Annotated in this window: 14 protein-coding genes; all 14 read right to left on the reverse strand. The window is 41.4% G+C overall.

The features are described 5' to 3' along the window. Nucleotides 1–73: 73 nt before the first annotated feature. The 14 genes from EL140_RS08255 to EL140_RS08325 all read right to left on the reverse strand — a co-directional run bounded on the left by EL140_RS08255 (nt 74) and on the right by EL140_RS08325 (nt 13,280). The gene (locus tag EL140_RS08255) at nt 74–970 is read right to left on the reverse strand and encodes an SPFH domain-containing protein (RefSeq protein WP_000244062.1); all 897 of its coding nucleotides are present in this window, start codon (nt 968–970) and stop codon (nt 74–76) included. An 82-nt stretch (nt 971–1,052) separates the two neighbouring features. Next, on the reverse strand, nt 1,053–2,303 hold the full coding sequence (ilvA, locus tag EL140_RS08260; RefSeq protein WP_000947300.1) for a threonine ammonia-lyase IlvA: 1,251 nt from the start codon (nt 2,301–2,303) through the stop codon (nt 1,053–1,055). A gap of 79 nt (nt 2,304–2,382) precedes the next feature. Further along, nucleotides 2,383–3,405: a ketol-acid reductoisomerase gene (gene ilvC / locus EL140_RS08265; protein WP_000290683.1), complete on the reverse strand. Its 1,023-nt coding sequence runs from the start codon at nt 3,403–3,405 to the stop codon at nt 2,383–2,385. A 90-nt stretch (nt 3,406–3,495) separates the two neighbouring features. Then, nucleotides 3,496–3,972, reverse strand: coding sequence for an acetolactate synthase small subunit (ilvN, locus tag EL140_RS08270; protein ID WP_001253813.1), 477 nt, complete (start codon nt 3,970–3,972; stop codon nt 3,496–3,498). Next, entirely contained in the window at nt 3,965–5,665 is a 1,701-nt protein-coding gene (locus EL140_RS08275) for an acetolactate synthase large subunit (RefSeq protein WP_000411745.1), read from the reverse strand. The genes ilvN and EL140_RS08275 overlap by 8 nt, the downstream gene beginning before the upstream one ends. 322 nt (nt 5,666–5,987) lie before the next feature. After that, on the reverse strand, nt 5,988–8,069 hold the full coding sequence (gene fusA / locus EL140_RS08280; protein WP_000090339.1) for an elongation factor G: 2,082 nt from the start codon (nt 8,067–8,069) through the stop codon (nt 5,988–5,990). Between the two features lie 279 nt (nt 8,070–8,348). After that, the gene (gene rpsG / locus EL140_RS08285) at nt 8,349–8,819 is read right to left on the reverse strand and encodes a 30S ribosomal protein S7 (RefSeq protein WP_000087873.1); all 471 of its coding nucleotides are present in this window, start codon (nt 8,817–8,819) and stop codon (nt 8,349–8,351) included. 19 nt (nt 8,820–8,838) lie between these two features. Beyond that, complete coding sequence (rpsL, locus tag EL140_RS08290) at nt 8,839–9,252, reverse strand: 30S ribosomal protein S12 (protein WP_001142332.1); 414 nt, start codon at nt 9,250–9,252, stop codon at nt 8,839–8,841. 318 nt (nt 9,253–9,570) lie between these two features. Next, nucleotides 9,571–10,170 carry a response regulator transcription factor gene (locus tag EL140_RS08300; protein ID WP_000772071.1) on the reverse strand — a complete coding sequence of 200 codons (600 nt, stop codon included), beginning with the start codon at nt 10,168–10,170 and terminating at the stop codon, nt 9,571–9,573. Nucleotide 10,171: 1 nt separating this feature from the next. Next, entirely contained in the window at nt 10,172–11,269 is a 1,098-nt protein-coding gene (locus tag EL140_RS08305) for a sensor histidine kinase (protein WP_002874851.1), read from the reverse strand. A 4-nt stretch (nt 11,270–11,273) separates the two neighbouring features. After that, complete coding sequence (locus EL140_RS08310) at nt 11,274–12,008, reverse strand: ABC transporter permease (RefSeq protein ID WP_000794227.1); 735 nt, start codon at nt 12,006–12,008, stop codon at nt 11,274–11,276. A 12-nt stretch (nt 12,009–12,020) separates the two neighbouring features. Further along, a complete protein-coding gene (locus tag EL140_RS08315) occupies nt 12,021–12,896 on the reverse strand; it encodes an ABC transporter ATP-binding protein (protein ID WP_000216045.1) in 876 nt (291 codons plus the stop codon). Beyond that, entirely contained in the window at nt 12,883–13,077 is a 195-nt protein-coding gene (locus EL140_RS08320) for a hypothetical protein (RefSeq protein ID WP_000709167.1), read from the reverse strand. Before EL140_RS08320 ends, EL140_RS08315 begins: the two co-directional genes overlap by 14 nt. Continuing rightward, entirely contained in the window at nt 13,074–13,280 is a 207-nt protein-coding gene (locus EL140_RS08325; RefSeq protein WP_000390738.1) for a hypothetical protein, read from the reverse strand. Before EL140_RS08325 ends, EL140_RS08320 begins: the two co-directional genes overlap by 4 nt. Between the last annotated feature and the right edge of the window lie 83 nt (nt 13,281–13,363).

The raw sequence follows: 13,363 nt of genomic DNA on the forward strand, positions 1-13,363 counted from the left end.
ATTGTATACGTTTTTATTTCGTTTGTCAATAAAAAAACATATATTCGTCGTAACTATATTATTCTGCATATTTTTATTTGGCTTTTAAAGCCGATAATATATGAGTTCTTATGTCCTCAACTCCATTAGGATTTGCTGGTAGGAAGATTGTATTATTACCCTCTTTATCTGCAAAATTATTCAACGTATCTAAATACTGGTTCGTTAATAGGATAGACATGATTTGTTCTTCAGTTAGCTCAACATTGGCTCCTTTTAACTCTTGGATAGAATCAGCTAGTCCGTCAACAATTGCTTTACGCTGCTCTGCAATCCCTACACCATGTAGGCGATCTTTTTCTGCTTCAGCTTCTGCTGCGGTCACGATTTTAATCTTATCTGCTTCAGCAAGCTCTTGCGCCGCAACTCTCTTACGTTGAGCCGCGTTAATTTCATTCATTGATTGTTTTACTTCAGCATCAGGTTCAACCTTAGTAATCAGCGTTTTGACAATGATATACCCATACGTAGACATTTCTTCAGCCACCTGTTTTTGAACTTCTAAGGCGATTTCATCCTTCTTCTCAAACAACTCATCTAGGGTTAGCTTTGGTACAGATGAACGCAAAGCATCTTCAATATAGGATTTAATTTGGGCTTCTGGACGCATCAATTTATAATAGGCATCTGTGACATTGTTTTCATTTACTCGATACTGAGTTGCCACATTCATCGTTACAAATACATTATCTTGCGTCTTTGTCTCTACAACAATCTCACTTTGCAACAAGCGTAGTTGAACTCTTGCCGCAATCCTATCAATTCCAAAAGGAGCTCGTAAATGAATACCACTATTGCTCAACTTTTGGTATTTACCAAAGCGTTCTATGATAGCGACAGATTGTTGTCGAACCACATACACAGAACTAACCATAATCACTGATGCAATCACCACTAAAAACAATAAAACAAGTAAAATTTGTAAAACCATGGGAATCTCCCCCTTTCGTCACCCTCATTATAGCACCATCATCATTATTACGCAAATAATATGATAATAATTTTATTTTAGCTTAAACTAACATATTATACAACGTTTCGTTCCCATTCAAATTAATATAAGATGGGTCAAACTTTTCCATTCGATGAATCAATCCAGCATAGTCATGCTTATTGGCAAGAGCTACCCCAATCAAGACAGGGCCTGTCCCCTTGCTTGCTCGTTTGATATATTCAAAACGAGTGATGTCATCATTTGGCCCCAAAATGTCATTTACAAACTCTCGTAGAGCTCCTGGACGTTGTGGGAAATTCACTACAAAGTAATGCTTGATTCCATCGTAAATCAAGGCACGTTCTTCCATCTCTGGCATACGGTTGATATCGTTATTTCCTCCAGAAATGATACAACAAATCGTCTTGCCTTTGATATAGTCTGATAAAACTTCCAAGGCTGCAACGCTGGCAGCTCCGGCTGGTTCTGCTACAATACCTTGCTTAGAATAAAGATCAATCAAGGTTTCAGAAATCAATCCCTCGTCCACCCCAATCAGCGTTTCAACATTCTTTCGGGTTGCTTCATAGGTTAATTGCCCAACCTTCTGTACGGCTATCCCATCAGCAAACTTATCAATTTCTTTGAGCTTAACTGGTCCCCCAGCTTCAAAGGCTGCCTTCATAGAGCGAGCTCCATTGGCTTCTACCCCGATCACTTCAATAGTCGGGTTGGTTTCCTTAATATAAGTAGAAACACCGGCAATCAATCCGCCACCACCTACTGGTACAAGTACTGTATCAAAATCAATAGACTCTTTACGGGCTTCTTCAAGAATTTCATAGGCTACAGTCCCTTGACCAGCCTGAACATGCGCATCATCAAAAGGATCGATGAAGGTGCGGTTTTCTGTTAATGTAAATTCTTGTGCTGCCTTAGCAGAAGCATCAAAGGTATCCCCAACCAACTTGATCGTCACAAACTCTCCACCGAAAAAGCGAACCTGCCCAATCTTTTGTTGCGGTGTTGTGATGGGCATAAAGATCGTTGCAGGAATCTTCATCTCATTACAAGTATAGGCGACACCTTGGGCATGATTTCCCGCAGAGGCACAGACTACACCACGCTCGCGTTCTTCTTTTGATAGTTGAGAAATGGCATAATAGGCTCCACGAATTTTAAAAGAGCGAACTCGTTGCGCATTCTCCTTTTTGAGATAAATCTTTGCTTGGTATTTTTCTGATAAATAATGATCATATTCTAGTGGTGTATCAACTACTACACCACTCAAAACTTTGTGGGCTTTCACCACATCTTTTGCACTTAGCATTGTCTCCTCCTCAAGTACTTTTCAAGATAAAAAACGAGTTAGGTACCCCCAACTCGCCTTCTGTCTCTCTTTACAAGAATTAATTGTAGATTTTGAATGCGTCGTCGTCGTTTTTACCAACGAAAGGCATTGCTTTACGCAATTCTGCACCAACTTTTTCAATTTCAAGGTTAGCTGCTTGTTCACGGTAAGCAGTTAATTTTGGACGACCAGCCTTGTAGTCATTCACAAAGTCATTTGCAAATTTACCATTTTGGATATCTGCCAAAACAGCTTTCATGTTTTCTTTAACTTGCTCAGTAATCACACGTGGACCTGATACATAGTCACCGTATTCAGCAGTGTTTGAAATAGATTGACGCATTTTCTTGAATCCACCTTCATAGATCAAGTCAACGATCAATTTCATTTCGTGAAGAACTTCAAAGTAAGCCAATTCTGGGGCATAGCCTGCTTCTGTCAAGACTTCAAAACCTGCTTCGATAAGGGCGGTCAAACCACCACAAAGTACAGCTTGTTCACCAAAGAGATCTTCTTCAGTTTCTTCTTTGTAAGTTGTTTCAAGCAAACCAACACGAGCTGCCCCAACACCTTTACACCAGTCCATAGCAATGTTTTTAGCATTTCCTGTTGCATCTTGGTAAACTGCGTAAAGAGCTGGAACACCAAATCCTTCTTCGTAAGTACGACGTACCAAGTGTCCTGGTCCTTTAGGAGCACACATGAAGACATCTACATCTGCAGGAACTTTGATAAATTCAAAGTGGATATTGAAACCATGAGCAAATCCAACTGCATTTCCAGCTTCCAAGTTTGGAGCGATTTCTGCTTCGTACAATTCTTGTTGGATTTCGTCTGGTGCCAAGATCATGATAACGTCAGCCAATTTAGTTGCTTCTGCTACTGTGTAAGTGTCAAAACCATCTTCTTTTGCTTTGTCAAAAGATTTACCTGGACGCACACCGATGATGACATCACGACCTGAATCACGCAAGTTTTGCGCATGCGCATGTCCTTGTGAACCATAACCGATTACGGCGATTTTTTTACCGTCAAGCGCTGCTACTTTAACATCTTTTTCGTATTCCATTTGAACTGCCATAGTTTTTCTCTCTTTTCTATTTTTTATTGCCTTATAGGCTGGTTTAACAAATTTATGCTGGATTTTATACTCAATGAAAATCAAAGAGTATTAGTCGCGGGTAAATCCAGTTGCACCCGTACGAGCGATATTTTTAATACCATATGGTCGAATCACTCGCAATAAAGCTTCACTCTTTTCAGCATTTCCCGTCATCTGGATGGTGATTGAGCTTGGAGCCACATCTACTACCGTTGCTCGGAAAGGTTGGATAATGGCCAAGATTTCTGCACGCTTCTCAGCAGGAGCAGATACTTTTACCAAGATAACTTCTCTTTCCAAGTGTGGTTTATCTGTGATATCACGAATGCGAATTACATCAATCTGACGATTGAGTTGTTTAATGATTTGCTCTACTTCATCATGAGAAGCTACATCAATAATAATGGTGATGCGAGATACATTGGGATTCTCTGTCGCACCAACTGAGATACTCTCAATATTGACTTGACGACGAGAAAGGACACCTGTAAAACGATTCAAAACTCCTGAACGGTTTTGCAATCTAGCTGTTAACATTCTACGCATGGAACTTCACCCCCAACATCTCATGATTGCTCTTACCAGCTGGTACCATCGGTAAGACCTGTTCCTTACGAGAAATATCCACCTCGATAAACATGGGCACATCCTCCAGAATGACTTCTAGATCCTTCTCTATCGTCTCTGGATTATCAAATTTATAGTTTTTGATGCCATAAGCCTGTGCCATCAACTGGAAGTCAGGAAGTGTATCAAAGACTGACTCGGAAGTTCTACCCTCATAGAAGGATTCCTGCCACTGACGAACCATTCCTAGTGAGTGGTTATTCAACATGACAACCTTAATCGGCACCTTGTAGATGTTTAGGATTGCTAGCTCTTGGTTGGTCATTTGGAAACCACCATCACCGACAAAAAGGATGACCTCTTTTTCTGGATTGGCAATCTTGGCTCCAATAGCTGCAGGAACTCCGAAGCCCATGGTACCCAAACCACCTGAAGTGACTAACTGACGCTCATTTTGGTAAGGATAATACTGAGCTGTCCACATTTGGTGTTGCCCGACGTCTGTGACAACAATGGCATCCCCATTCGTCAACTCACCGATGCGTTCAATAACGGCCTGCGGTTGAACCACACGTTCTTTCTTATCATAAGAACGAACTCGATTCTTGTCCTTGGTGACTTTTTCAATCCACTTTTCAGTATTGTTATGAACAGTTGGTTCTGCCAGTAGCATCTGCAAGGCTTTCTTAGCATCCCCCACTACAGGAATATCTGCACTGATAATCTTACCAATCTCAGCTGGGTCAACATCGATATGGGCAACCTTAGCATTCTTCGCGAAGGTCTTAGGGTTCCCAGTCAAGCGGTCATCGAAACGGCAACCAATACTAATCATAAAGTCCGCTTCCGTCATTGCAATGTTGGCTGCGAAAGAACCGTGCATGCCTCCCATCCCTAGGAAGAGCGGATGACTCGTTGCAATGGTACCTTGCCCCAGAAGACTAGTGACTACTGGAATCTGGTAACGTTCAGCAAATTCATTCAGTTCTTTAGAAGCTTCCGCATAGCTGATACCACCGCCTGCTAACAAAACAGGTTTCTTGGCTTTTGACAATTGCTTCAAGATTTTCTTGATTTGCATGTCATTCGGATCAAGCGTCGGTTGGTAACTTGGTAAATTCACCTCTGGTGAATAAATGAAATCTGTCTCTAGAGCTGATACATCCTTTGGCAAGTCAATCACAACAGGACCTGGACGACCTGTCGTTGCAATATGAACAGCTTCCGTAATGATACGAGGAATGTCTGCTGTCTCACGAACTTGGTAATTGTACTTGGTAATGGGCATGGTAATACCCACGATGTCTGCTTCCTGAAAGGCATCTTTCCCAATCCCAGCTCGCGCAACCTGACCTGTAAAGACCAAAAGGGGAACGCTATCGCTCATGGCATCTGCAATCCCTGTAATGGCATTTGTTGCTCCCGGCCCACTCGTGACGACGGCAACGCCCAACTTTCCAGTTGATTTGGCATATCCTTCAGCTTCGTGCAAACAACCTTGCTCATGGCGTCCTAAGATGTGGCGAATACCTTTAAAATTGTATATCGCATCATACAAAGGTAAGACTGCACCACCAGGATAACCAAAAATGGTATCAATCCCTAAGTCCCGAAGTGTTTCCAAAACTAGGTCCGACCCCGTCTTAGGAGATTCTAAACTGATTTTCTCCATTGTTCCCCTTTCTCTTCTCTTAAAAAAATAGCTTGTTACTATCATACCATTTTTTCAAAAATTTTCAAGGCAAAAGAGTCAATTTTCTGAATTTTCTATCTAAAAGTGTATTTATGAATCTTTTCCTCATTTTTATTAACTTTTCTACGGAATTAGGAACCTTTATTTACTTTAATTTATCAAATTAGATTATTTTCTTTCTGGATAGAATTAGTATTTTTCTCACTTAACGACCAAATTTGTATACTATATTCAGCAAAAATGAATAGTTAAAGACAAAAAAGGAAGCCACTAAGTGACTTCCTTCTAGAGTGAGGACTGATTAGTCTTCACCTTTGTTTTTCTTAATGATTTCTTCTTGTACTGACTTAGGTACATCTTCGTAGTGGTCAAATACCATCATGAATGTACCACGTCCTTGAGATGCAGAACGAAGAACTGTTGCGTAACCGAACATTTCAGCAAGCGGAACGTAAGCACGAACGATTTGGCTGTTACCGTGTGCTTCCATACCATCTACACGTCCACGACGAGCAGTTACGTGACCCATAACATCACCAAGGTTTTCTTCTGGAACAGTGATGGTTACAAGCATCATTGGCTCAAGGATAGCTGGTTGTGCTGACTTAGCAGCTTCTTTAAGGGCAAGTGAAGCCGCGATCTTGAAGGCAGTTTCAGATGAGTCGACATCGTGGTATGAACCATCGTAAAGCTTAGCTTTAACGTCAACCATTGGGTAACCTGCAAGAACACCGTTAGCCATAGATTCTACCAAACCTTTTTCAACCGCTGGGATAAATTCACGAGGAACCACACCACCGACGATTGCGTTTTCGAATTCGAATCCTTTACCTTCTTCGTTTGGAGTAAATTCAATCCATACATCACCGAATTGACCTTTACCACCAGACTGACGTTTGAAGAATCCACGTGCTTGAGTAGAAGCGCGGAATGTTTCACGGTAAGATACTTGAGGAGCACCTACGTTCGCTTCCACTTTGAACTCACGACGCATACGGTCAACAAGGACGTCCAAGTGAAGCTCACCCATACCTGAGATAACTGTTTCACCAGTTTCAACGTTTGTTTCAACGCGGAATGTTGGATCTTCTTCAGCCAATTTTTGAAGGGCGATACCCATCTTATCTTGGTCAGCTTTAGATTTTGGCTCAACCATCAATTGGATAACTGGTTCTGGAACGTTGATTGACTCAAGGATGATTTTAGCTTTTTCATCTGTCAATGAGTCACCAGTTGTAGTATCTTTCAAACCAACGGCAGCAGCGATATCACCTGAGTAAACAGTGTCAATTTCTTGACGGCTGTTAGCGTGCATTTGAAGGATACGTCCGATACGTTCACGTTTACCTTTAGATGTGTTCAATACGTAAGAACCTGATTGGAGAACACCTGAGTATACACGGAAGAATGTCAAACGACCTACAAATGGGTCCGTCATGATCTTGAAGGCAAGAGCTGCGAATGGCTCTTCGTCAGATGCTGGACGAGTTTCTTCTTCATCTGTATCTGGGTTGATACCTTTGATCGCTGGGATATCAAGTGGGCTTGGAAGGTAGTCGATAACCGCATCAAGCATCAATTGAACACCCTTGTTCTTGAAGGCAGAACCACACAATACTGGGAAGAATTCAACGTTGATAGTTGCTTTACGGATAGCAGCTTTCAATTCTTCGTTAGTGATTTCTTCACCTTCAAGGTATTTCATCATCAAGTCTTCATCAGTTTCAGCGACTGCTTCAACCAATTTTTCACGGTATTCTTGAGCTTGGTCAAGGTATTCAGCTGGAATATCTTCTTCAAGGATATCTGTACCAAGGTCGTTAGTATAGATTTCAGCTTTCATCTTGATCAAGTCGATGATACCACGGAAGTCATCTTCAGCACCGATTGGCAATTGGATTGGGTGTGCGTTTGCTTGAAGACGGTCGTGAAGTGTGCTTACTGAGTAAAGGAAGTCAGCACCGATTTTGTCCATTTTGTTAGCAAATACGATACGTGGAACTCCGTACTCAGTTGCTTGACGCCAAACTGTTTCAGTTTGAGGCTCAACACCTGATTGTGAGTCAAGAACAGTAACCGCACCGTCCAATACACGAAGAGAACGTTGTACTTCGATTGTGAAGTCCACGTGTCCTGGTGTGTCGATGATGTTTACGCGGTGGTTGTTCCATTGAGCTGTTGTCGCAGCAGATGTGATTGTGATACCACGTTCTTGCTCTTGCTCCATCCAGTCCATTTGTGACGCACCTTCGTGAGTTTCACCGATTTTGTGGATTTTACCAGTGTAGTAAAGAATACGCTCAGTAGTTGTTGTTTTACCGGCATCGACGTGAGCCATGATACCGATATTACGAGTTTTTTCAAGTGAAAATTCGCGTGCCATGAGGTTTGTTTCTCCTATTTATTTTTAATTTCTATTCTATTATAACACGATTTTAATAAAAACGGATAGGCAGGACCTACCCGTTCTCAATGTTTATCTTGTTTTTGTTGGTTTCAACTTGTAGACAAGTTGAATTGAACTCGGGCTAAAAGCTCAAGTTAACTGATTTGAACCCGAGCGAGGCCCGGTGCAAAAAAGATAAACTGCTTTGTGTTCACGGAACACTGCACCAGTTTCCTATTTTTGCCTTGGGCCTTTGCCGCTCTTAGTATCATTTTATTACCAACGGAAGTGTGCGAAGGCACGGTTAGCTTCAGCCATACGGTGAGTGTCTTCACGTTTCTTAACAGCTGCACCAGTGTTGTTCGCAGCATCCAAGATTTCTTTTGCAAGACGGTCTTGCATTGTGTGTTCACCACGAAGGCGAGCGATGGTTACCAACCAACGAAGTCCAAGTGTTGTACGACGTTCTGGACGAACTTCAACTGGGACTTGGTAGTTAGATCCACCAACACGACGTGCACGTACTTCAAGTACAGGCATGATGTTTTCCATAGCTGTTTCAAATACTTCAAGTGCATCGTTACCAGTAGCTTCTTTGATTTGCTCAAAAGCACCGTAAACGATTGAAGCAGCTGTACCACGTTTACCATCAAGCATAACGCGGTTGATAAGACGAGTAACTAGTTGTGAATTGTAAAGCGGATCTGGCAATACGTCACGTTTTGGAGCTCTATTTTTACGACTCATTTCTCTTTATCCCCTTTCCTTATGCTTTTGGACGTTTAGTACCGTATTTAGAACGGCCTTGTTTACGATCGTTAACACCTGCAGTATCAAGTGCACCACGGACGATATGGTAACGTACCCCTGGAAGGTCTTTTACACGTCCACCACGAAGAAGCACCACGCTGTGCTCTTGCAAGTTGTGTCCGATACCTGGGATGTAGGCAGTAACTTCGATAAGGTTGCTCAAACGTACACGAGCGAATTTACGAAGGGCAGAGTTAGGTTTTTTAGGTGTCATTGTTCCCACACGAGTTGCAACACCACGTTTTTGTGGTGAAGAAACGTTTGTTTGAACTTTTTTATGACTGTTGTAACCAACGTTCAAAGCTGGTGATTTAGATTTTTCTACTTTTGATTTACGCGGTTTGCGAACCAATTGGTTAATTGTAGGCATCTACATTCTCCTGTGTTTTTTTATTTTTGGTGATGATACACTTGGTGACAGCTACCATCTGTGTGTACTTTTGCAACATTTGTCAGCACGTCCCTGTACACTTTTGAGAGACCAAAAGTAAAAAGTACCGTCTATTATTGTAACACAATTTTTCCTTCATTGTCAAGATATTTTTCATTTTTATTCTGACCTTTTAACTCTTTGACACTAGCTTTCACCGCTTTTCTAAACCAGAAAAGGAGGCAATTTGCCTCCTCCTTTCTAGTATGGTTTTCCTTTGATTCAAGTTGTCATTTCGGAATTTTTTAACCCTTCTTATCAAAGCCAACCAGATTCTTTTGCAATGTTGGCTGCCTCTGTTCGATTACCAGCATCTAGTTTCGAAAGAATATTGGTGACATAGTTTCGGACGGTTCCATTTGATAGATAAAGCTGATCTGCGATTTCTTGATTAGACAAGCCCTGAGCGATTCCCTTTAAAACAGCGATTTCTTGCTCTGTTAACGGATTGGGGTGTGTCATCACCACTTCCATCAATTCAGGCGAGTATTCCTTACGTCCTTCAAGAACAGTGTGCAAGGTTTGCATGAGGTCTGCAATGCTTCTTTCTTTCAAGACATAAGCATCCACTCCAGCCTTGACCGCACGTTCAAAATAGCCGGGGCGTTTGAAGGTCGTTACTACAACTACCTTTGTTTCTAGCTTTTCTGCTCGTATCCACTCCAAGACTTCGAGGCCTGTCTTAACAGGCATTTCTACGTCAAGAATGGCGATATCTACGGGCTCCTTTTCTAAAAGTTGGATTGCTTCTTGGCCATCCTTGGCTTGTAGTACAGACTCTACATCTGTTTGAAAGGTAAGCAACTGGCACATAGCATCTCGCAACATACTTTGATCTTCTGCAACAAGTAGTTTCATCTTAGTTTCTCTCCTTGTAAGGTAGTCGAACCTGCACTTCAGTCGGATGTTTCTGACTGATCACTTTTACTTCTCCTGAAAAAGGAAGGACACGGTCTCGAACGGTATGGAGCTCATCCCCTTTTAGAGAAGCAAAGCCACAGCCATCGTCTCTCACTGTTAGAATGAGCTCTTTCTCTGTGCGTTCTAATTTCAAGTAAGCTTTCGATGCTTTGGCATGTTTGATGATGTTGGTCACCAATTCAAGCAAAATCATGGAGGCCGTTGATTCTAATTCCTGAGTTAGGCTAGCTGTATCTAGTTGGTGATTGATTTCCGTTTCAATTCCTGCAATTTCCAGCATTTTTTTAACAGTCGCAAATTCGGAAGCAAGGGTTCTTGTTTTAAGATTTTCGATAATTGTACGAACTTCATTCATGGATTCTTTACTGATCTGATGAATTTCTTTTAATTCTTTTTCCACTTGAGGATAGGCCTGCATTTGAAGAAGCTGGAGGGCAAGATCTGTCTTCACACTCAACATGGCAAAGGTATGGCCTAGACTGTCATGAAGATCCTGACCGATACGACTGCGTTCGTTTTCAGCCAAGAAAAGATTAAGCTTAGCATTTTGCTTTCTCTTTTCTTCTTTTATGTCCTCCGACAATCGAATTCGATAAAGACCAAAGGTCATTGCATCGGAAAAGATAAAGGTCACCAAGAAAAAGAGTAGCTGCCAGGGACTAACATGATTGACCATATAGATTCCGGTCAGAATAAATGGTTGCAGGACAATAAAACTGACAAAACGCCAAGAGTGAAAAGAAATCTCATCCAGCTCATAAATAAGGAGATTGGATAAATAAAAGATAAACCATGTGAAACCTGAACTTAGCCAAACAGATGTATAAAAAATGTAGACAAGCATGGACCACCATGCTAGCCACTGCACGGTGCGATTCTGACTGATTAAAACCGAATAGAAGGCAAGTACAAATAGTAGGGTCCATAGCAAGGTTAAAAGCGGGTAATCTCCAACGATGACACCCGCTATAGGAAAGATGATAAACACAATTGAAATATGAAACATATAATGAATGTTTTTAAATTTTTCCAACATAGATTTATTTTACCTCAATCCTTTTTTTCAGCTGGATTACCAGTACACCAAAGAAAACTGTATAGCCTAGCACAACCAAGGCAGAAAGAATATTAAATTCATGGTGTTCCAAATAAGTAGAGACGACCTGCATCAGTTGATAGGTTGGAGTCAGCTTTCCAATAGATTGGAGCCATTCTGGGAAGGAATCCAAGGGGAACCACAGTCCACCTAGAACAGCCAAAGCAATATAGGCAATATTTCCAACAACCGTCATCAGTTGAGCACTGGGTAGCAAGCTCACCAAGACCCCCATGCTGATAAAGACCACGCTTCCGATCAGCAAAATAGCACCAATTACCATCCAGTCAAGCCAAGGCAGAGTCACTCCACGGACAAAATGACCAACTGAAAAGACAACTGTAATTGATAACAAGAAAGTCAGTAGGGTACTGAACAGTTTTGATACATAATATTCTACCATAGATACGGGAGAATGTTGAATCAATTTTTGCCAGTTGTTTGTCTTATCAGACTCGAGTGTGCTTGGGATACTGAAAAAAGCACTTGACATGATACTAAAGAGCGTCATGGCAAAAAGATAGGCTTGAAGAGCAATTTCTGGAATATCTGACCCTGACATCATACCAGAAAAGATAAGGTAAAACACACTTGGAAGTCCGATGGATAGCAAGTAGTAGACTGCTTGCCGTTTCATCAGAATGATTTCCACTTTCATGAGACTTGTCATATTTTTCATCGTCAATCTCCTTTAGTCTTGAGTCGTTTCGAAGATACTGTCTAAGAGAGTTCGATTGCGAACTTCAATTTCTTCGATCATGCAGCCCTGTTCTTGCAAGACTTTCCATACCTGGCTGGCTTCTTTGGTTGTGAAGGAAAGAGCATTTTGCTTGATTTCAAGCCCTTGAATCTGGTCCAAAGTGCTGATAACTTCCTGATAAGTTAGTGGTACCGTAAAATGTTTTTCTTGTTCTTCACCACGCATGGCATAAGGTGTCGTATCCCGGATCAATTCACCCTTGTGGAGGACCAAAATGCGGTCAGCCGTATGTTCTACCTCTTCGATATAGTGAGAAGAGTAGACAATGGTGATACCATTTTTCTTTAACTGATTGACAATTTCCCAAAAATGCTGACGTGTCGAGGTATCCATGGCAGCAGTTGGTTCGTCCAAAAATAGAATTTTCGGACGACCTATTAGTGCCAACACGAAAGAGAACAAACGTTTTTGCCCACCAGACAACTTGCCCGCTAGCTGATTTTTCTGTTTGTCCGAAAATCTCAGCAAGTCATCAATTTCTTGATTCGAGAGACAGTTTGGATAGATTGATTGAAAGAAGGATAAGAGTTCTTTCACTTTCAAGTCTTGAACCACCGTATTTTCTTGAGGTAAGATAGAAATAAGCTGCTTTAATCGAGGATCTGTTGGTGCAAAGCCTTGAATAGCTATCTGACCTGAGCTCACGAACTTGTCGCCCAAGAGGCAATCAATCAAGGTCGTCTTACCTGCTCCGTTAGGTCCGATCAAGGCGACACATTCACCATCGTTGATTTCAAAGGAGATGTTCCGCAAGATCTCCTTGTCTTTTATTTTCTTACTCAATTTCTCAACTTTAATCACAGTCATGAGATTCTCCTTTCAACCACTTCATTCCCATAGGGAAAACGACGAAAATCATAAACCCAAAACCCCAAGCACCACGAATAAATTGGCGAAGCACGGTTTGGTCAAACCAACCAGTAAACATTTCCACTAACCATACCAAGAGTGACAGGCCGATAAAGAAATAGATGATTGCTTTTTTCATTCCTCAAACTCCTTTTTTACATCTCTGACTAATTTCAAACCTTCTCTGACAAGCCAAGACATCATTCCAAAGCCAGCAAAGAGCTCCCAAGGAAAATGATAGAAACCCTCGTCCAATCCTGAAAACATGAGATAGGTCATAACTCCTGCTGCTACTAAACTCACTGCGACAATCATTTTATTTTTCATTTTTTCTTCCTCCATTTCATACTTCAATTATAGTCCTTTGAAGTTAACTGAGCTAGATGCTTCTGTCACTAGGAAATATGACAAATGTCATAAAAAAG

The sequence above is a fragment of the Streptococcus oralis ATCC 35037 genome (assembly GCF_900637025.1).
GTDB lineage: Bacteria > Bacillota > Bacilli > Lactobacillales > Streptococcaceae > Streptococcus > Streptococcus oralis.